At 42.9% G+C, this 19,645-nt stretch carries 14 protein-coding genes, 2 rRNA genes and 1 pseudogene (1 of these 17 only partly in view); 11 read left to right on the plus strand and 6 right to left on the minus strand.

The features are described 5' to 3' along the window. Positions 1-8: 8 nt before the first annotated feature. Positions 9-887, minus strand: coding sequence for a YicC/YloC family endoribonuclease (locus HMPREF0659_RS01255; protein ID WP_013264900.1), 879 nt, complete (start codon positions 885-887; stop codon positions 9-11). A gap of 90 nt (positions 888-977) precedes the next feature. On the opposite strand from HMPREF0659_RS01255, the gene tsaB reads away from it, so the two are divergent. The 6 genes from tsaB to rseP all read left to right on the plus strand — a co-directional run bounded on the left by tsaB (position 978) and on the right by rseP (position 6,999). Beyond that, positions 978-1,670: a tRNA (adenosine(37)-N6)-threonylcarbamoyltransferase complex dimerization subunit type 1 TsaB gene (gene tsaB / locus HMPREF0659_RS01260; protein WP_013264726.1), complete on the plus strand. Its 693-nt coding sequence runs from the start codon at positions 978-980 to the stop codon at positions 1,668-1,670. A gap of 57 nt (positions 1,671-1,727) precedes the next feature. After that, positions 1,728-2,327, plus strand: a complete 600-nt coding sequence (locus HMPREF0659_RS01265; RefSeq protein ID WP_013264083.1) for a DUF4290 domain-containing protein — start codon at positions 1,728-1,730, stop codon at positions 2,325-2,327. 11 nt (positions 2,328-2,338) lie between these two features. Next, positions 2,339-3,652 carry a UDP-N-acetylglucosamine 1-carboxyvinyltransferase gene (gene murA, locus HMPREF0659_RS01270; RefSeq protein WP_013264516.1) on the plus strand — a complete coding sequence of 438 codons (1,314 nt, stop codon included), beginning with the start codon at positions 2,339-2,341 and terminating at the stop codon, positions 3,650-3,652. Between the two features lie 227 nt (positions 3,653-3,879). Beyond that, positions 3,880-4,401 (plus strand): ribosome maturation factor RimM, encoded by a 522-nt coding sequence (gene rimM / locus HMPREF0659_RS01275; protein ID WP_013263929.1) that lies wholly within the window; start codon positions 3,880-3,882, stop codon positions 4,399-4,401. A gap of 25 nt (positions 4,402-4,426) precedes the next feature. Continuing rightward, positions 4,427-5,584, plus strand: coding sequence for a 1-deoxy-D-xylulose-5-phosphate reductoisomerase (locus tag HMPREF0659_RS01280; RefSeq protein ID WP_013264576.1), 1,158 nt, complete (start codon positions 4,427-4,429; stop codon positions 5,582-5,584). 14 nt (positions 5,585-5,598) lie between these two features. After that, a complete protein-coding gene (gene rseP / locus HMPREF0659_RS01285) occupies positions 5,599-6,999 on the plus strand; it encodes an RIP metalloprotease RseP (protein ID WP_013263823.1) in 1,401 nt (466 codons plus the stop codon). A 528-nt stretch (positions 7,000-7,527) separates the two neighbouring features. Here rseP and HMPREF0659_RS01290 read toward each other — a convergent pair. From HMPREF0659_RS01290 to HMPREF0659_RS12585, 5 genes are all read right to left on the minus strand, one after another. Then, the gene (locus tag HMPREF0659_RS01290) at positions 7,528-8,103 is read right to left on the minus strand and encodes a chromate transporter (RefSeq protein ID WP_013263809.1); all 576 of its coding nucleotides are present in this window, start codon (positions 8,101-8,103) and stop codon (positions 7,528-7,530) included. Between the two features lie 159 nt (positions 8,104-8,262). After that, a complete protein-coding gene (locus tag HMPREF0659_RS01295) occupies positions 8,263-8,856 on the minus strand; it encodes a chromate transporter (protein ID WP_013264455.1) in 594 nt (197 codons plus the stop codon). A gap of 166 nt (positions 8,857-9,022) precedes the next feature. Next, positions 9,023-12,769: a phosphoribosylformylglycinamidine synthase gene (purL, locus tag HMPREF0659_RS01300; protein WP_044045808.1), complete on the minus strand. Its 3,747-nt coding sequence runs from the start codon at positions 12,767-12,769 to the stop codon at positions 9,023-9,025. An 879-nt stretch (positions 12,770-13,648) separates the two neighbouring features. Next, entirely contained in the window at positions 13,649-14,152 is a 504-nt protein-coding gene (locus HMPREF0659_RS01305; protein ID WP_013264940.1) for a pyridoxamine 5'-phosphate oxidase family protein, read from the minus strand. A 29-nt stretch (positions 14,153-14,181) separates the two neighbouring features. Continuing rightward, positions 14,182-14,352: a hypothetical protein gene (locus HMPREF0659_RS12585; RefSeq protein ID WP_155812151.1), complete on the minus strand. Its 171-nt coding sequence runs from the start codon at positions 14,350-14,352 to the stop codon at positions 14,182-14,184. A 158-nt stretch (positions 14,353-14,510) separates the two neighbouring features. On the opposite strand from HMPREF0659_RS12585, the pseudogene HMPREF0659_RS12295 reads away from it, so the two are divergent. From HMPREF0659_RS12295 to HMPREF0659_RS01335, 5 genes and pseudogenes are all read left to right on the plus strand, one after another. After that, positions 14,511-14,806, plus strand: a pseudogene (locus tag HMPREF0659_RS12295) (IS4 family transposase); the annotation flags it as partial. A 273-nt stretch (positions 14,807-15,079) separates the two neighbouring features. Next, positions 15,080-15,940, plus strand: coding sequence for an OmpA family protein (locus tag HMPREF0659_RS01315; protein ID WP_004358608.1), 861 nt, complete (start codon positions 15,080-15,082; stop codon positions 15,938-15,940). A 244-nt stretch (positions 15,941-16,184) separates the two neighbouring features. Beyond that, positions 16,185-16,547, plus strand: coding sequence for a DUF1304 domain-containing protein (locus HMPREF0659_RS01320; RefSeq protein ID WP_044045959.1), 363 nt, complete (start codon positions 16,185-16,187; stop codon positions 16,545-16,547). Positions 16,548-17,118: 571 nt separating this feature from the next. Next, a 16S ribosomal RNA gene (locus HMPREF0659_RS01330) occupies positions 17,119-18,649 on the plus strand. Positions 18,650-19,063: 414 nt separating this feature from the next. After that, positions 19,064-19,645: ribosomal RNA gene (locus HMPREF0659_RS01335) — 23S ribosomal RNA — on the plus strand; it runs 2,320 nt beyond the window's last position. Together the 16S and 23S rRNA genes form the textbook arrangement of a ribosomal RNA operon.

Here is a 19,645-nt window from a genome sequence, read left to right on the forward strand (position 1 = left end):
GGAGGTCCTTACAACGCATTCAAAACCTGTTCCTTAATCTGCTCCAGCTCGTCCTTCATCTTAACGACGATGTTTTGCATCTCTGCTTGATTGCTCTTGGAGCCAGTAGTATTGATTTCGCGTCCCATTTCTTGTGCGATGAAACCGAGCTTTTTGCCAACACCATGACCACTCTCTTTCATTGTTTCATGGAAGTATTTGAGGTGGTTTGTCAGTCGCTGCTTCTCCTCGTTGATATCAAGTTTCTCAATATAATAAATCAGTTCCTGCTCAAGACGATTCTTATCGTAGTCAACCTCTGGAATCTGTTTAAGACCATCGATAATCTTTTCTCTAATCTTTGGTACACGACTCTTTTCAAAAGGTTCGATGCTCTTCAAAAGGTTAGCAATATTGTCAATCTTCTCAGTAAACTTCTTTTGTAGAGCAGCTCCTTCCTGTTTGCGGAATTCGGTGAGCTTTTCAATAGCTTCATTGATAGCCTGCTGTGCTACTTCCCATTCCTCGTCATCTAAAACCTCAACTTCAGTCTTTGCTGTTACGTCAGGTAGGCGGAGAAGCGTTGTAAACCAATCCTCTGGTTCTGGGATGCCAGTAGACTCAGAGATTGCCTTGATCTGTTTATAATAGTTCTCTACCAGAGCAGCGTTGATAGGAGTGGCGTCAACAGTTGACTCCTTTTCAACCCATAGGGAGAAGTCAACCTTACCGCGCTCTAACTTCTGTGCAAGGAGACGACGGATTTCCATTTCCTTTTCTCTGTAGAGGGGTGCGATGCGTGCTGAGAGGTCGAGTGACTTACTATTAAGTGATTTCACCTCAACATTGATTTTCTTTTCCTTGTAGGCTACAACAGCTTTGCCATAGCCAGTCATTGATAGTATCATGAGCTTTTCGCGTTAATTTTTTGCAAATGTACAAAAAATGTGGAATAAAAAGAGTATATTTGCAAGTTATTTAGAACATAATTGATTTTTATGTCTTGTATATTAAATATTGATACGAGTACAAATGTGTGCTCTGTTGCAGTAAGTCAGGATGGAACTTGTATTTTCGATAAGCAAGATACGCTCGATCCTAAGCATAGAGAAAAGTTAGGAACATTTGTTGATGAGGCACTTGCCTTCATTGATAATAATAACTTGCCATTGGATGCAGTGGCAGTTAGTGGTGGCCCAGGTTCATATACTGGTTTGCGTGTTGGTGTGTCTATGGCAAAGGGAATCTGCTATGGACGTGGCGTAAAGCTGTTGGCAGTACCTACGTTAGAGCTGTTGGCAGTGCCAGTATTGCTTCATCATGAGGAAATAGAGGAGAATGCACTTCTCATTCCAATGATTGATGCGCGCCGTATGGAAGTTTATTCTGCTGTATATGACCGTGCTTTGAAAGAGGTTCGTGGCATTCAGGCAGATGTAGTAGACGAGAATACCTACAAGGAATATCTTGATCGTGGTCCTGTTTATTTCTTTGGTAATGGTGCAGAGAAGTGCATGGAGACTATCAATCATCCGAATGCACACCTAATCAAAGGTATTGATGCTTTGGCTAAGAACATGTTCCCGTTGTCAGAGAAGCGTATTGCACAAGAGAAGTTTGAGGATGTAGCTTATTTCGTCCCATTCTATCTGAAGGACTTTGTTGCTAAGCAGGCAAAGCCATTGCTGTAGATTAGGCTTTAGAATAAGGCTTGCCGTCATCACTTAACATGAAACATTCACTATTCAATGAATATAGAAGGATTAGATTATAACACACAGCGAGAACGACTCATACTGCCACAGTATGGGCGAGGGATACAGAATATGGTGGATTATGCCGTTGGCCTCCCTACAAAGGAAGAGCGTCAGCGATGTGCTGAAACCATCATTTCCATTATGGATAGGATGAATGCCCAGAACCGTAGTAACTTTGATCACATGGAGAAGTTATGGGATCATCTGGCATTGATGGCAAACTTTGAGTTGGATATTGACTATCCTTGCGATGTGTCAGAGGCTTTGAAGATAGCTACTAAGCCAGAGCCAATGACTTATCCTATGTCGAATATTCCTGTAAGACACTATGGAAAATTGTTGTTTGAAGCTTTTGAAGAGCTGAAGACAATGGAACCGGGTAGTCGTCGGGATGCATTCGTGCGTTCGGTTGCTAATCAGATGAAACGTAGTCTGATGCAGTGGGGACATGGTACTTGTGATGATGAGAAGATAGCGTCGGACCTTGCACGCTATACAGATGGTAAGATTCAGCTTGATCTTGATACATTCAAGTTTGAAAAAATTAATGCGAGAGAGTTTGCTCAGCCTCGTAATAAGAAGAAAAAGTAAAATAACGACACATGGAATCCTTTATCATAGAAGGTGGACATCGGCTGAGTGGCACGATTGCTCCACAAGGTGCAAAGAATGAAGCCTTGGAGGTGATTTGCGCAACACTATTGACATCTGAAGAAGTTATCATACGTAATGTACCTGATATCCTCGATGTGAACAATCTCATCAAGCTTTTACAGGATATTGGGGTGAAGGTTAAGAAGCTTGCCCCTAATGAGTTCTCTTTCCAAGCAGACGAAGTAAACCTCGATTATTTAGAGAGTATCGACTTTGTGAAGAAATGCTCTTCTCTGCGTGGAAGTGTCTTGATGATTGGTCCATTGTTGGGCCGTTTTGGTAAGGCTACGATAGCTAAGCCGGGTGGTGACAAGATTGGTCGTCGTCGTTTGGACACCCACTTCCTTGGATTCAAGAATCTTGGTGCACACTTTGGGCGTGTTGAAGACCGTGATGTATATGAGATACAAGCTGATAAACTTGTTGGAACCTATATGTTATTAGATGAAGCGTCTGTTACGGGTACTGCCAATATTGTTATGGCAGCAGTGTTAGCAGAAGGAACAACAACAATTTATAACGCAGCTTGTGAGCCTTATATCCAGCAACTCTGTAAGATGCTTAATGCAATGGGAGCGAAGATTAGCGGTATTGCCAGCAACTTGATTACTATCGAGGGTGTGAAGGAATTGCATTCTGCTGACCATAGAATCCTACCTGATATGATTGAGGTAGGCTCTTTCATTGGTATTGCTGCAATGATTGGTGATGGTGTTCGTATTAAGAATGTGTCAGTTCCTAACTTGGGATTGATTCTTGATACCTTCCGTAGACTCGGTGTACAGATTATCGAAGATGGTGATGATCTCCTTATTCCACGTCAGGACCACTATGTGATAGACTCTTTCATTGATGGAACGATTATGACTATCAGTGATGCGCCATGGCCAGGATTGACACCAGACCTTATCTCTGTGTTGCTCGTTGTTGCTACACAGGCACAGGGTAGTGTACTTTTCCATCAGAAGATGTTTGAGAGTCGTCTGTTCTTCGTGGATAAACTCATTGACATGGGTGCACAGATAATCCTCTGTGATCCCCACCGTGCCGTAGTTGTTGGTCATGATAATGCTAAGAAACTCCGTGCAGGTCGTATGTCAAGTCCAGATATTCGTGCCGGTATTGCACTGCTTATCGCAGCACTAACAGCACAGGGAACAAGTCGTATTGATAATATTGCACAGATTGACCGAGGATATGAGAACATCGAAGGACGTCTCAATGCCCTTGGTGCAAAGATTCAGCGAGCAGAGGTTTGTTAATCCCATCGTATCTAAAACTACACTTTGAAAGAGTGTGTTGTGAATTTTAGATAAATAGGGTTGACCTATTCTCACAACAGGGTTGACGTTTTCTTGCAAAAAGGTTGACCTTTTTCCTCAAAAAGGTAGACGGTTTTGAGCAAAAGGGTCGACCGTTTTACAGAAAAAACAATTTAGTATTGGAATAAGTTATAGTTTTATCAGTATTACTGATATAAGATGAAAAGATGATAAAGAAGGAAGAAGTCTATAAGATTGGGCGCATCGGGAAGCCGCATGGCGTACACGGAGAGTTGCAGTTGCAGTTCTCCGATGACGTTTTTGATGTGGTAGATGCCGATTACCTGATATTGGATATTGACGGAATCCTCGTTCCTTTCTTTATGGAGGAATATCGGTTCCGTTCTGACGAGATAGCCCTGATGAAGTTTTGTGACATCAATAGCGATGCACAAGCACGCGAACTGACGGGATGTATTGTCTATTTCCCACGTAAGTTGGCAGAAGAAGGGACAGATGATGTGTCATTGGCGCAGATTGTCGGTTATTCCTTGATAGATGAAGCAACGAATAATGTGATTGGCAAGATTGTTGCTGTAGATGAAACAACTGTCAATACGCTCTTTGAGGTGAGTACACCTAAAGGCGAGGAAATACTCATTCCTGCCAGTGATGAACTTATTGTTGCGACAGACATAGCGTCAAAGACGATTACGATGCGGATTCCAGCAGGACTGCTTGACCTCTGATTCGCAGTATAAACTAAAAGAATTAATGAAACAACAAATCTGTATATTAGGCTCAACAGGTAGCATTGGTACGCAAGCCCTTGATGTTATCAGTCAGCATCCTGACCTTTATGAGGCTTATGCACTTACTGCAAATCATCGTTGGAAGGAACTTGCTGAGCAGGCTCGTCGCTTTAATCCTGCTGCGGTTGTCATTGCTGATGAGGCTTATTATGAACCTTTGAAGCAAGAGTTGGCTGATATGCCTGATGTAAAGGTGTATGCAGGTAGCAAAGCTTTGGAGGACATCGTTGAGTCACCATCAATAGATATGGTACTTACAGCGATGGTTGGCTATTCTGGTCTTGCTCCAACAATCCATGCTATCAAAGCAAAGAAGAAGATATGTTTGGCAAATAAGGAGACACTTGTCGTAGCTGGCGAGTTGATTCTTCTGTTGGCTCAGCAGTATCATGTGCCTATCTTGCCTGTAGACAGTGAGCATAGTGCTATCTTCCAGAGTTTAGTTGGTGAAGATGCGAACGAGATAGAGAAGATTCTTCTCACCTGTTCTGGTGGACCATTCCGTACCTTTACCCATGAACAATTGAAGTATGTTACTGCAGCCGATGCACTCAAACATCCAACATGGGATATGGGAGCAAAGATTACTATCGACTCTGCATCTTTGATGAACAAAGGTTTCGAGGTGATTGAGGCTAAGTGGCTCTTTGGTGTACCTGCTGATAAAATACAAGTATTGGTTCATCCTCAGTCTATTGTTCACAGTGCGGTACAGTTCTGTGATGGTGGTGTGAAAGCACAGTTGGGTGTTCCTGATATGAGATTACCTATCCAATATGCCTTTTCATTCCCTCAACGTCTATTGTTAGGCGGTAATAGGTTAGATCTTTTCCGTCAGCCATTAGAGTTCTTTGAACCTGATGTGGAGAAGTTTAAGTGTTTGGCAATGGCATACGAAGCTATTAACAAGGGTGGCAATATGCCTTGTATTGTCAATGCTGCCAACGAGATTGTCAATGAAGGGTTCCGTAAGGGTGCTTGTAGTTTCTTGGCAATGGGTGACATCATTGAGAAGGCAATGCAAACTGTTGCTTTTGATAGCAATCCAGATTATGATGTATATGTGCAGACGGATGCTGAGGCACGTCGTGTAGCACTTGAGATTATGAATAATAAATAACGAATAGATAAATAATGGAAACATTTCTGATCAGATTGCTTCAGTTCATTCTGGCAATCTCTCTGCTTGTCCTGCTGCATGAAGGCGGACACATGTTCTTTGCGAAGCTTTTCGGTGTTCGCGTTGAGAAGTTCTTCGTATTCTTCGATGTGGGCATCGGTAAGTGGAAAGGTAAACTTTTCAGTTGGAAGCCTAAGAAAGACGATACGGAATATGGTATGGGTTGGTTGCCACTTGGTGGCTACTGCAAGATTTCTGGTATGATTGATGAAAGCTTTGATACCGACCAGATGAAGCAGGAACCACAACCATGGGAGTTCCGTACAAAGCCAGCTTGGCAGCGTCTTTTGATTATGATAGGTGGTGTGTTGGTCAACTTTCTCCTCGCTCTCTTCATTTATTCAATGGTGATGTTTGTATGGGGAGACAGCTATTTCAAGGTGTCTGACATGAATATGGGTATGCGTTTCAATGCTGAGGCTAAGGCTTTGGGTTTCAAAGACCACGATGTAATGTTGGGAACAGATCAAGGCGTATTCCGTGAGTATGCCAATGTGAATGGCGATTTCTTCCGTCAGATAGCACAGGCTAAGCGTGTGGATGTTCTTCGTAATGGTAAGAAACATAGTATTACTCTGCCTGGTGATTTGGATATGCTCTCAATGATTAAGACACGTCCTTTGTTTGCAGAACCTTTCATTCCTGCACAGGTTGATAGCGTGTTGGGTGATACACCAGCAGCGAAAGCAGGTATCAAAGCTGGCGATCTCATTAAGTCTATCAATGGAAAGCCAGTTGAGACATGGACAGATATGAATTATCAGACAGGTGTCTTGAGTGATGTCTTGGCAGTGAAGAATACGCATAAGGATTCTCTTGCAGTTCGTTCCGTTGTGTTGACAGTTCAGCATAAGGGCGCAGCAAAACTCGATACATTGAAACTTATGTTGACACCTGATTTGAAGTTGGGTGTTTTGCAGTCAACATTGGCAAGTTATTATAAGCCTGTACAGGAGGAATACTCCTTCTTCGAGAGTTTCCCTGCAGGTATAAAGCATGGTTGGAACGTACTGCGTGGCTATGTTGGTAACTTCCGTTACCTTGCTTCAGCAGATGGTGCTAAGAGTATTGGTGGCTTCGGAGCTATCGGTAGTCTTTTCCCTCCATTCTGGGACTGGTATATGTTCTGGTCAATGACAGCCTTCTTGAGTATCATGCTTGCCTTCATGAACATTCTTCCTATCCCTGCTTTGGATGGTGGTCATGTGGTATTCCTTCTCTATGAAATGATTACTCGTCGTAAACCATCAGAGAAGTTCATGGTACGTGCGGAGTATGTTGGTATAACCATCCTAATCCTCCTTATGATATTTGCCAACCTTAACGACATTCTTCGTTGGTTGCATCTTATGTAAGAACAAGTTTTTTTTAACGGATCTAATCCTATTGAAAAGTCCGTTAATAGTATCTTAATACGAAGTCACGCAATACAAGCTATAGCAAGTATTGCGTGATTTTTGTTTATTCTTGTCGCTTATTCATAAAGTTTTAGCAGTTTTCTCTCCCTTTCCTGCAGTTCTATGTACAGTAGGATACTCGTTTCTATACTACATGCTGTTCATGTGTTAAGGCTCCGCACTAATGGTGCTAAGCATGAACACCAATGGTGCTAAGCCTTAACACAATAATAAAAGATGGTTATAAAGCTCTATGACAAGCGTTGTTAGATACGATATGCACTAATGATTAACTGGTATAATGAGGTCTTATTCGATACTGCTGTGGCTTAATACGAAATTACGCAACACCTACCACGGTAGATATTGCGTAATTCTTTATTGTCACTATAATGTAGTATAGAAAGAGACATTTAGCAATAGCCCTTACAAATGTTGTGTTCTCACTCTTTCTCACATTATAGGATGGTTGCGGATGAGACTTTCTTAATAAAGCAGGACTAACCCAGCAACTCCTGCATAACATATCATGCGGATAGGATTTATCTTTAACCACATTGTACCAACAAAGGTTGCAGTAAAGAGGAATAGGCTAACCCAAAACTGCCAAGGGTTAATGCTTGGCGCAGAGAAGTTATCTGCGTTACATAATAATAAGGTGGCAGCTGCTAATAGACCCACTACTACTGGGCGTAGACCTGCAAAGACTGACTGTACAACAGGTGTGTTCATATACTTGAGGAACATCTTACTGATAAGAATCATTATTATCAACGATGGAAGTACAAGGGCTATGGTGGCGGTGAGACTACCCAATACTGCCATACCTGCGCCAAATCCTGCATTATGTATAGCTGTATAACCGCAATAGGTAGCAGAGTTTATACCAATAGGTCCGGGCGTCATCTGTGATACAGCAACGATGTTGGTAAACTCTGCAGAGCTAAGCCAATGATGGTTCACAACCGTTTCTGTTTGTATCAATGATAACATCCCATATCCTCCACCGAATCCAAAGAGTCCGATGATAAAGAAAGTATAGAAAAGTTCTAAGTATATCATGTTGTTATTTCTGTTATTAGTCTGTTCTTAGTGTGCTGTTTTTTCCGAAATTATCCCATTTGTCTCTATCTTCCTTCGGAACTTTCGTTTGCTATTTCTCTTGCGAAGTTATATCCCGTTAGGCTCTCCCCTCCTTCGGAGGGGCTGGGGGGAGGTATTTCACTCCGTTGGTTTAATAAACTTCCCATAAAGGAATCCACCTAATCCTGCAGTAATAATGACGTAAACAGGATTAACACCTAACAGCCAAATGGCTATGGCGGTGACAATAGGAATCCAACAGTTTGCCAATGAAAGTTTTGCACTCTTAGCCAAGGTAAAGGTTGGTGCTGCAATCAAAGCAACCACAGCAGGGCGTATTCCGCGGAAAATTGCTGCCACCCAAGGGATGTCCATAAACTGATGGAAGAAGAGTGCGATGCAGAGAATGATAAGGAAAGAGGGGAGAATTGCTCCCAAGCAGGTGCAAATGGCTCCTGGGGTCTTCCTCATCTTATAGCCTACAAAGACACTGATATTAGCGGCAAAGACACCTGGACAGCTTTGTGCAACAGCTATCAAATCAACAAATTGGTCCTCTGGAATCCACTTTTTCTTTACTACGACTTCGTTTTGAATAATCGAAATCATAGCATAACCACCGCCAAGTGTAAAGGCTCCGATCTTAAAGAAGGTTTTGAAGGCTTCCCAGTAGAATCCTTTGGATGATGGACGTTGGGTGTTGGGTGTTGATGAAATGTTATCTTTGTCCACTGTGTCTTGTTATTTATAGTGAAATCAATGTTTGAGAGCTACGGACGCCCCCATCTGTTCACATATACCTATTAGGTAATATTACTCAGATGAGGGCGTTTCTCAGTGTAGTCTATATATAAAGGTGTGCTAATCTATTACACCTTCAATAGGGGAGAGGTAAACTTTACAGTTTGCTTTCAACCCATTTGCGAGCATTTACAAATGCCTCAATCCATGGTGTAACCTCGTCCTGACGACGCTCACGTGGATAGTAAGCCTGCTGCCATGGGAAGATAGCACGCTCCAAGTGTGGCATCATTGCAAGGTGACGGCCGTCTGCAGAGCAGATACCTGCTACATTGTAGTCAGAGCCGTTAGGGTTACCAGGATATTCAGCGTAGTTGTATTTAGCGATGATATTGTACTTATCTTCTGCCTCTGGGAGGTAGAAACGACCCTCACCGTGTGCTACCCAGATACCGAGTTTGTTGCCGCTCAAAGAACCGAACATCACACTATTGTTCTGTGGAATGGTCAAGTTCAAGAATGAACTCTCAAACTTCTTGCTGGTATTGTGGCAGAGGTGAGCACGATGCTTGTGCTCTGGGTTGATAAGGTTCAACTCAACCATCAACTGACAACCGTTACAGATACCCAATGAAAGTGTATCTTCGCGTGCATAGAAGCGGTCGAGTGCCTGCTTTGCCTTTGGATTATAGAGGAAAGCACCAGCCCATCCCTTTGCAGAACCGAGTACATCTGAGTTAGAGAAACCACCGCAGAAGACAATCATATTTACTTCTTCCAAAGTCTCACGACCAGTGATGAGGTCGGTCATCATGACGTCTTTCACCTCAAAGCCTGCCAAATAGAGTGCATAAGCCATCTCACGCTCACCATTGGTACCCTTCTCACGAATGATAGCTGCCTTTGGTGTTTGGTGATGGGTGTTAGGTGTTGAAGTCTTCCAACGGTCTGCATCGAGGCCATACTGCTGAAGTGTACCGGTGAAGTCAGCATTAAACTTCATCTCGATTGGCTGCTTCTTATAATTCTGAGCACGCTTCTTAGCCATGCCATTCATACTCTGCTTGCGGTCGAGCAAGTACGAAGTCTTATACCATGTCTCACGCATTGCATCAATATCGAACTCTGCCTTCCAATCGCCATCAGCAATGCTGAGCGTGCGTTTGTCAGGACTTGGTGTACCGATACGAGCAAAGCCGATGCAGTTCTCTGTCAAGAATTCTTTGACTTCTTCCTTATGTTCATCAGCAACCTGGATAACAACACCTGGATTCTCTGCAAAAAGTTTCTTGATTACATCGTCACCCTTGATATCGTGGAGGTTGATATGCAAACCACCTTCAGCATTAGCAAAGGTCATTTCAAGCAATGTTGTAATCAAACCACCTGCTGAAATGTCGTGTCCAGCAAGTATCCATCCACGACGAATCATCTCCTGTACGGCATCGAAACAGTCGCAGAAGTACTGTGGTTCTTTCACGGTTGGAACGTCACTACCAATCTTGCCGAGGCTCTGTGCAAAGGCTGAACCACCTAAACGCTGCTCGTCAAAACTGAAGTCGATATGATAGAGGCGTGTGTTCTTATCATTCACAAGTACTGGAGATACCACCTGACGAACGTCGCTCACTTCACCACCACTGGTCACAATGACGGTTCCTGGAGAGATAATCTTATCTCCATTAGGATACTGCTGGGTCAGAGAAAGTGAATCCTTACCTGTTGGAACGTTCACACCGATAGCACAACAGAAGTCTGACAAAGCCTTAACCGCACTATAAAGACGTGCATCTTCACCCTTCTGTGAGCGACAAGGCCACATCCAGTTGGCTGAAAGACTCAAGCTGTCCATGCCGTCTGCCAATGGTGCCCATACGATGTTGGTCAATGATTCAGCTACGGAAAGGACTGAGCCTGCCTCTGGTGATGCGAGTCCTGCTTGTGGAGCGTGACCGAGTGCGGTAGCAATACCCTTATGACCACGATAGTCTAAGGCTACAACACCACAGTCAGAGAGTGGCAACTGAATCTCACCCTGACACTGCTGACGGGCTACCTTACCTGTAACAGAGCGGTCAACCTTGTTTGTTAGCCAGTCCTTACATGCCACAGCTTCCAACTGAAGCACACGCTGGAGGTATTCCTCCACCTTATTTATACTATAAGAAACATTCTCATATTTGCGCTCAACGGTCTCATCTTTCATGATTGTCTTTGGAGAATGACCGAACATCTGTGCTACGTCTAAGTCGAATGGTTTTACACCATCGCCCTGTACAAATGAAAAGTGAGCATCACCTGTAGTCTCACCAACAACATACATTGGTGCACGCTCACGCTCAGCAATCTTCTTCACGTGGTCGAGGTGCTTTTCGTCAATGAGCAAGCCCATGCGCTCCTGTGATTCGTTGGCGATGATTTCCTTGGCACTCAAAGTCTTGTCACCGATAGGCAACTGTGTCATATCAATCTTACCACCACATTCTTCAACAAGCTCACTCAAACAATTTAGGTGTCCAGCAGAACCGTGGTCGTGGATAGAAACAACTGGGTTGTTGTCCTCTTCTACCAATGCACGTACGAGGTTATAAGCACGTTTCTGCATCTCTGGATTAGCACGCTGTATGGCATTCAACTCAATACCATTTGAGTAACGACCCGTATCAACTGATGAAACAGAACCACCACCAAGTCCGATACGATAGTTATCACCACCAACGACAACCACCTTGTTGCCAGCTTGTGGCTCGCCCTTCAGACAGTCACGCTTAGTTCCATAACCCACGCCACCTGCAAGCATAATTACCTTATCGTAAGCATACTTCTCACCATTCTCTTGATGTTCAAATGTGAGTAGTGAACCAGTAATTAATGGCTGACCGAACTTATTACCGAAATCGCTCGCACCATTAGATGCCTTGATAAGAATCTGCTCTGGAGTCTGATAGAGCCACTGACGGACAGGAAGGATGTCTTCCCAATCTCGTAAGGCTGGAGTTGTACCGTCATCTTCTGTCAGACGAGGGTAAGCGGTCATATAGACTGCTGTTCCTGCGATTGGCCATGAACCAACACCACCGCCCATACGGTCGCGAATCTCACCACCCGTACCTGTTGCGGCTCCATTGAATGGCTCAACGGTAGTTGGGAAGTTGTGAGTTTCAGCTTTCAGAGAGATAACACTCTCGATAGGCTTTACTCGGAAAAAGTCAGATGTACTTTGGTTTGCTGGTGCAAACTGTTCAACCTCTGGACCTTGTGCGAAAGCTACGTTGTCTTTATAAGCTGAAAGGATTTTACCAGGATTCTCTTTTGTAGTCTTCTTGATGAGGCTGAAAAGACTGCTCTCCATCACCTTGCCATCAATGACGAACTCTCCACCGAAAATCTTATGGCGGCAATGCTCAGAGTTAATCTGGGCGAAACCGAAGATTTCAGAGTCGGTGAGTGGGCGGCCATTCTGCTTCTCAATCTTGTGGAGATATTCCATCTCCTCTGGTGAGAGTGCCAAACCTTCCTCTTCGTTGAACTTCTCTAAGTCCTCCACACGCTTGATAGGCTCTGGCTCGTGGTTGACAGTGAAGATAGTCTGGTCCAGACCATCATACATACGTTGCAACATCGGGTCATAATCCGCCTCTTTGCTGCTTACAGGGAAGTACTCCTCTATACGCAAAATGCCGTCAAGACTCATGTTTTGAGTAATCTCGACGGCATTCGTACTCCAAGGAGTAATCATCTCACGGCGTGGTCCCACATAGTAGCCCTGCAGTGTCTGTTCGTTCTGCAAGTAGGTGGCATCGCCATAGAGCCAACAAAGTTCGTTGATTTCCGCGTCGGACAATGCATGATTGACTTCTGTGGCAATCACGCTTTTGGACTGAGTTCTGAAGAAAAGAATCATAGTCTGTATATAAAATTTGGTGTTACTTCTGTTTGCAAAGATACGATATTCTTTGGATATACTGCCCTTTTGTCCAGTGTTTTTTAGTCTTCTTAGGTATTATAAATAATCAGACTCGTTTTTGTATGTCTTATCCTGCTGAAGTTGTATTTGTTGTCTTGAATTTCGTTTCATGAAAATAATTGGTTCTTCCGTTAAATGTATAGATTGAAAATAGAATAAGGCTTATACATCTGCTTAGTATGACTATCCCAGATTAGATGGTCTTTCAATGGGGATAGGCTACAAGATAAAATGCAACTTGATATTATATCTATCCGCCGCCTACAAGAAGTTTATGCTCTTTTTGACCGATGTTTGTAAACTATTTTTAATCAGATCAAAATCAATATATGCTCTTTTGTATTCTAAAAGACGGCTAATTGACTTGCAAAAGATGCTCTTTTGAGGGCTAACTAACGCCCTTTTGAAGTCCAATTAAGCACCTTTTACTTTTCCACTTTATAACCTATTGATTTCCTTATGGTTACAAACCTGCTCCGTGTGTATGCTTTTGCCGTTATTTACAGATTTCTTATTTGAATTTATGTAATATTTTTTCAAATCCTTGTCTGCAGATTTTCGAAGTCTTAAAATGAAAAGGTTTTCAGTGTCAGAGGATGATAAAAGAATAGATAGTTGACGGTCTTAGCTATATTTTTGTTTAATAAGTAACTTTGGTTTTTCCGTTAAAGCAAAACGAAAAGCATCCGCCCATTTAACGGAAGAGCCAAATTATATGTTCAAACGTTTATAGAACTATGTTATTTTCTACGAGTATAATAAAAATGAAGAACCGCTGAAAGTTTTTTATCCAGCTTTCAGAGGCTCTTCAGATGATTATCTCGGACTTTTTTTCATTCTCACAAGCTCGATGGCTTCTTTCCCGCTGATATGTTCGATGGTAAATTCAATCATGACAAGGTGTGAGAAATCTTTCTTTATCTCGTATCTGAGTCCTTCTTCATCGTCGGGATTGTACCGCCTGCCCAATTTGCAGAGGGCTTCCATCTTCTCCGTTTCATCTTCTATCAAGCGGACTTTTCCGAAGCATATCACACTTCTGAAATAGGTAGTAAACTCTTTAGGCTTCACGTCGTTTCGGTCGATTACCGTAAACGATGCCTTGTCGCTGTTGAGAATAGCGTCCACTTTATGCCCTTTTATTGCAGAATGGAAGTATAGTTTGCGTCCCACAAGTACAGGAGTGATGGGTACACCGTAGGGATAGCCGTCATCGCCAAGCAAAGAAAGCACACCGGAGGTTGCTTTTTCTAATATTTCTATACATTCCGTTTCTGTTAATTCTTGGCGTTTGCGCCGCATAGTTCTAAATTCTGTCATAGTAAAAACTTTAATGTTTTATTACCCGATTAACGCGTGGTATATGTACCATCTTCAAAGAAAAAGCCATAGCTTCCGTCATTAAAGGTAACCTCATCATAACCATAATGGTGCTTGATTCCTGTTACTTCAATCTTGGAACTACTTTTAGCTGCAACTGTTTGTGGTGCAACTACTCCTAAACTAAGAGCTAATGCCAACGAAAATATTTTTTCATTTCATTTCTTTATGATTTTAAATTATTTACTAAAGTTTCCCACCCTAATAAATAGATAGAAAAATAACAGTTTGTCGAATTTTCTTTGTAAATTAGTAATCGCCAAACAACTGATTTTAAAGTCAAAACAGCAAAACTGTTATGGAAGCAAAAATAGAGAAAAGAAGTGAGTTATCCAAACTTTTGAGTGTTAAAACTCGAATGAGTGATGATTTATTTATTTCTTTCTTCTTTTTGGCAAGTTTGGCATCGGTCACCTGTTATCTCGCCTGTCATTGGAAAAACAGGATGGGGTCTGCGCTTCGGAGTTGATCCTTTCTCTTTGCCTCTTCCGCATTGTGGACGAGAGCATCCACCGTATATGCAAACCTTTTTCCTATGTTCTTTCTTACTCGAAGAACCTGTCTCTCGGTTATTGTATCTTCCAATTGTTTATTCTGTATAATTTCATCAAAAAGTTCCATTAATTGTAAGTTTCAGGTTAAAAATGTCTAAACTCATTATACAACTCTTTGTTTTACACGTCTTTATAATATCTTTGCAATAGATATGCCGCATTCTGTGAAATGAGGTCAGTTTTTTGTGTCAGTTTACGTTGTCTTCATAAAAGTTGGAATATCACGTTTGGCATAGTTATAAACTGATTTCTTTTAATGTTTGTAGGATGAATCTATTACAAGTAGTATAATAACCAAAATAAAATAGTAAATATGAAAAAGAGTCTTTTTATCGTAGCTTTGGCGTTGGGTACACTTGCATTTAGCAGTTGTGCCAGCAAGAAGGATTTGGAGAATTGTCGTACAGAAAACAATCAGTTGACGGCAGATTATCAGAATGCTAAGGAAACGATTGCTGCCAATAATGCACGTATCAAGAGCTTGGAGGATCAGTTGGCTCAGGCGAGAGAGAGTGCTGCTGCGCTGCAGGGTAGTCTTGATAATAGTCTGAGAAATGCTAATTCAAATAACATCAACATCTCTAAACTTGTTGACCAGATTAACGAGAGTAATCAGTATATCCGTCACTTGGTTGAGGTGAAGTCTAAGAGCGATTCTTTGAATATGGTGTTGACAAACAATCTTACCCGTTCTTTGAGCCGCGAGGAGTTGAAGGAGGTTGATGTACAGGTTCTGAAGGGTGTTGTTTATATCTCTTTGGCTGACAATATGCTTTATAAGAGCGGTTCTTATGAGGTGAATGATCGTGCTGAGCAGACATTGAGCAAGATTGCTAAGATTATTACTGATTATAAGGATTATGATGTGCTGATTGAGGGTAACACTGATAATGTGCCTATCAACACTACTACAGACAAGATGAAGAATATCCGTAATAACTGGGATCTCTCTTGTCTCCGTGCAGCATCTGTTGCGCAGTATCTGCAGGATCGCTTCGGTGTAAATCCTAAGCGTTTGACTGCTGGTGGTCGAGGTGAGTATAACCCACTCGCAACTAACGATACTGAGTTGGGTAAGCAGCGTAATCGTCGTACGCAGATTATCATTACTCCAAAGCTTGATCAGTTTATGGATCTCATTGGTGAGGCTCCAGAGGCTAAGGCTACAAAGTAATCTGATTATGAATAATGACGTTCTGTTCTTGATTCTCCAGCGATGTCCACGGAGGTATATGTGGATTTTGGGTGTATTTTCCGTATATATGATTTATTTCTGTGGAAAGTGTCTCGGAGAAGTATTGTGGTATTTACTGCATTGATAGAATAGAAAACGTTGATAAATATAAATCTGCACCTTGTCTATACTGTATTGGCAAGGTGCAGATTTTGTTCTTTATTATAGTATATATGTTTTGTGTATGGATATTACTTTTATCATTTTAGCTACATTGGTAGCTGTCGAGCACATATATATAATGTGTCTTGAAACGGTATTTACTAAATCGAGAACAACTGTGCGTACTTTTAATATGGATGTGGAGGAATTAAGTCGCCCAACGGTATCTACGTTATTTAAAAATCAAGGTGTTTATAACCTTTTATTGGCAGTGCTGATTTTAATAGCTGTTTGGGTAACGAATGATTTGTTTTGGGCGCGTTGTCTTTTGACGTATGTAGCATTGGTGGCTATTTATGGCGGTTTTACAAGTAGTCCAGCTATTATTTTAAAGCAGGGTGCGCCTGCTTTGGTGGCATTAATATATAGTTTTGTTCTATTATAGGTGTTTGTTGTTTTTGGCTAAAATTGAAACTTCCTTTGTTTTCGAATTTGCGTTTAAGGGGTTGCTTCTTGTTTTGTGGCTTTTTAAGCGCTATTTTTGTTTTTATGGCTTCCTGGGGTGCGGTAGAGGTGTCTTGGGTGTTGTTTTGGTTGATTTGTATCAAGGTTTTGTGTGATTTTTAAGTTTTTTGAAAAATAATCTTCAAAACATTTGGTGGGAGAGGAAATTCTGTATACCTTTGCACTCGCTTTACAAAACAAGCCACCTGGCAAGTTACTTAAAGCATTTAAGAAAGAGTTCTTTGAAAAGATTTACATAAACAGAGAAGTAGTACAAGAAGCGTCTGTTTGGTTTTATATCAAATGGATGGGTAAAAGAAACGAACCGATCAATTCGTTGTTCCTACTTTTGAGGCACCGCCTCAAAACTATAAGGAACAAAAGAAAAGGTGCTTTTTACTTGATACTTTTAGGATAAGCGTTCTGAAACAGAGATTACTCGGTGGAGTGCTTGGGGGATATTGGTATTCATTAGCATTTATCACCTATCACTTATCACCAAAACATATTTTACAATGGAGAGTTTGATCCTGGCTCAGGATGAACGCTAGCTACAGGCTTAACACATGCAAGTCGAGGGGAAACGGCATTGAGTGCTTGCACTCTTTGGACGTCGACCGGCGCACGGGTGAGTAACGCGTATCCAACCTTCCCATTACTGTGGGATAACCTGCCGAAAGGCAGACTAATACCGCATAGTCTTCGATGACGGCATCAGATTTGAAGTAAAGATTTATCGGTAATGGATGGGGATGCGTCTGATTAGCTTGTTGGCGGGGTAACGGCCCACCAAGGCAACGATCAGTAGGGGTTCTGAGAGGAAGGTCCCCCACATTGGAACTGAGACACGGTCCAAACTCCTACGGGAGGCAGCAGTGAGGAATATTGGTCAATGGACGGAAGTCTGAACCAGCCAAGTAGCGTGCAGGATGACGGCCCTATGGGTTGTAAACTGCTTTTGTATGGGGATAAAGTTAGGGACGTGTCCCTATTTGCAGGTACCATACGAATAAGGACCGGCTAATTCCGTGCCAGCAGCCGCGGTAATACGGAAGGTCCAGGCGTTATCCGGATTTATTGGGTTTAAAGGGAGCGTAGGCTGGAGATTAAGTGTGTTGTGAAATGTAGACGCTCAACGTCTGAATTGCAGCGCATACTGGTTTCCTTGAGTACGCACAACGTTGGCGGAATTCGTCGTGTAGCGGTGAAATGCTTAGATATGACGAAGAACTCCGATTGCGAAGGCAGCTGACGGGAGCGCAACTGACGCTTAAGCTCGAAGGTGCGGGTATCAAACAGGATTAGATACCCTGGTAGTCCGCACAGTAAACGATGGATGCCCGCTGTTGGTACCTGGTATCAGCGGCTAAGCGAAAGCATTAAGCATCCCACCTGGGGAGTACGCCGGCAACGGTGAAACTCAAAGGAATTGACGGGGGCCCGCACAAGCGGAGGAACATGTGGTTTAATTCGATGATACGCGAGGAACCTTACCCGGGCTTGAATTGCAGAGGAAGGATTTAGAGATAATGACGCCCTTCGGGGTCTCTGTGAAGGTGCTGCATGGTTGTCGTCAGCTCGTGCCGTGAGGTGTCGGCTTAAGTGCCATAACGAGCGCAACCCCTCTCTTCAGTTGCCATCAGGTTAAGCTGGGCACTCTGGAGACACTGCCACCGTAAGGTGTGAGGAAGGTGGGGATGACGTCAAATCAGCACGGCCCTTACGTCCGGGGCTACACACGTGTTACAATGGCCGGTACAGAGGGACGGTGTAATGCAAATTGCATCCAATCTTGAAAGCCGGTCCCAGTTCGGACTGGGGTCTGCAACCCGACCCCACGAAGCTGGATTCGCTAGTAATCGCGCATCAGCCATGGCGCGGTGAATACGTTCCCGGGCCTTGTACACACCGCCCGTCAAGCCATGAAAGCCGGGGGTGCCTGAAGTCCGTGACCGCAAGGATCGGCCTAGGGCAAAACTGGTGATTGGGGCTAAGTCGTAACAAGGTAGCCGTACCGGAAGGTGCGGCTGGAACACCTCCTTTCTGGAGAGGATGCTTATTAGTTGATTTATTTGATAAGTATTTAAGTATACATGTCAAGAAGTTAACGGTAATCAAGGAAATAAAAGAACCTTTGGTTCGTTTTTCTTCTTGTACTCACTGCACTCTGTATTATATAAATGTAGGAGTTTAGAGTTTAAGGCTCACATAAAGGTTCAAGTCCTTATCCTCCACCACGCTGTTCTATGCTTCTGAGGCACAGCCTCAGAACACAGAGGGTAACAGCACAAGATCTTTGACATATTGACACAAGCAAGACTGTAATGTAGAACTATTCTTTCTATAATGGGAAGAATTAGAATTCTAATTATTGAAGAAAAAACTTCAAATTCTTTAGAATCACACAACAGCTGAAAGTATGAGCTACATTCTTTGTAAGCAATTACAAAGAAGGCGAAGAAAGTAAGAAAGGGCGCATGGCGGATGCCTTGGCTCACGGAGGCGATGAAGGACGTGATAAGCTGCGATAAGCCTTGGGTAGGTGCAAATAACCTTTGATCCAAGGATTTCCGAATGGGACAACCTAACAGGTTGAAGACCTGTTATCACTACAGTAGTAGTGAGGCGAACGAAGGGAACTGAAACATCTTAGTACCTTTAGGAAGAGAAAATAAATAATGATTCCCCTAGTAGTGGCGAGCGAACGGGGAATAGCCCAAACCTGCTTTGTGGCAACGCTTAGCAGGGGTTGTAGGACCACGCTGTCGTACTTAGATTGTGAGAAGAATGTTCTGGAAAGAACAATCATAGAGGGTGATAATCCCGTATTCGAAGCATGACGAGACGTAGTGGTATCCTGAGTAACGCGGAACACGTGAAATTCTGCGCGAATCTGCCGGGACCATCCGGTAAGGCTAAATACTCCCGTGAGACCGATAGTGAACGAGTACTGTGAAGGAAAGGTGAAAAGCACTCCGATGAGGAGAGTGAAATAGTTCCTGAAACCATGCGCCTACAAGCGGTCGGAGCCGCGTAAGC

The sequence above is a fragment of the Prevotella melaninogenica ATCC 25845 genome (genome assembly GCF_000144405.1).
Taxonomy (GTDB): domain Bacteria; phylum Bacteroidota; class Bacteroidia; order Bacteroidales; family Bacteroidaceae; genus Prevotella; species Prevotella melaninogenica.

Excerpts from the sequence above, each read along its gene's own strand:
- HMPREF0659_RS01255 (WP_013264900.1), bottom strand. The coding sequence starts at position 887 with ATGATACTATCAATGACTGGCTATGGCAAAGCTGTTGTAGCCTACAAG.
- tsaB (WP_013264726.1), top strand. The coding sequence starts at position 978 with ATGTCTTGTATATTAAATATTGATACGAGTACAAATGTGTGCTCTGTT.
- HMPREF0659_RS01265 (WP_013264083.1), top strand. The coding sequence starts at position 1,728 with ATGAATATAGAAGGATTAGATTATAACACACAGCGAGAACGACTCATA.
- murA (WP_013264516.1), top strand. The coding sequence starts at position 2,339 with ATGGAATCCTTTATCATAGAAGGTGGACATCGGCTGAGTGGCACGATT.
- rimM (WP_013263929.1), top strand. The coding sequence starts at position 3,880 with ATGATAAAGAAGGAAGAAGTCTATAAGATTGGGCGCATCGGGAAGCCG.
- HMPREF0659_RS01280 (WP_013264576.1), top strand. The coding sequence starts at position 4,427 with ATGAAACAACAAATCTGTATATTAGGCTCAACAGGTAGCATTGGTACG.
- rseP (WP_013263823.1), top strand. The coding sequence starts at position 5,599 with ATGGAAACATTTCTGATCAGATTGCTTCAGTTCATTCTGGCAATCTCT.
- HMPREF0659_RS01290 (WP_013263809.1), bottom strand. The coding sequence starts at position 8,103 with ATGATATACTTAGAACTTTTCTATACTTTCTTTATCATCGGACTCTTT.
- purL (WP_044045808.1), bottom strand. The coding sequence starts at position 12,769 with ATGATTCTTTTCTTCAGAACTCAGTCCAAAAGCGTGATTGCCACAGAA.
- HMPREF0659_RS01305 (WP_013264940.1), bottom strand. The coding sequence starts at position 14,152 with ATGACAGAATTTAGAACTATGCGGCGCAAACGCCAAGAATTAACAGAA.
- HMPREF0659_RS01315 (WP_004358608.1), top strand. The coding sequence starts at position 15,080 with ATGAAAAAGAGTCTTTTTATCGTAGCTTTGGCGTTGGGTACACTTGCA.
- HMPREF0659_RS01320 (WP_044045959.1), top strand. The coding sequence starts at position 16,185 with ATGGATATTACTTTTATCATTTTAGCTACATTGGTAGCTGTCGAGCAC.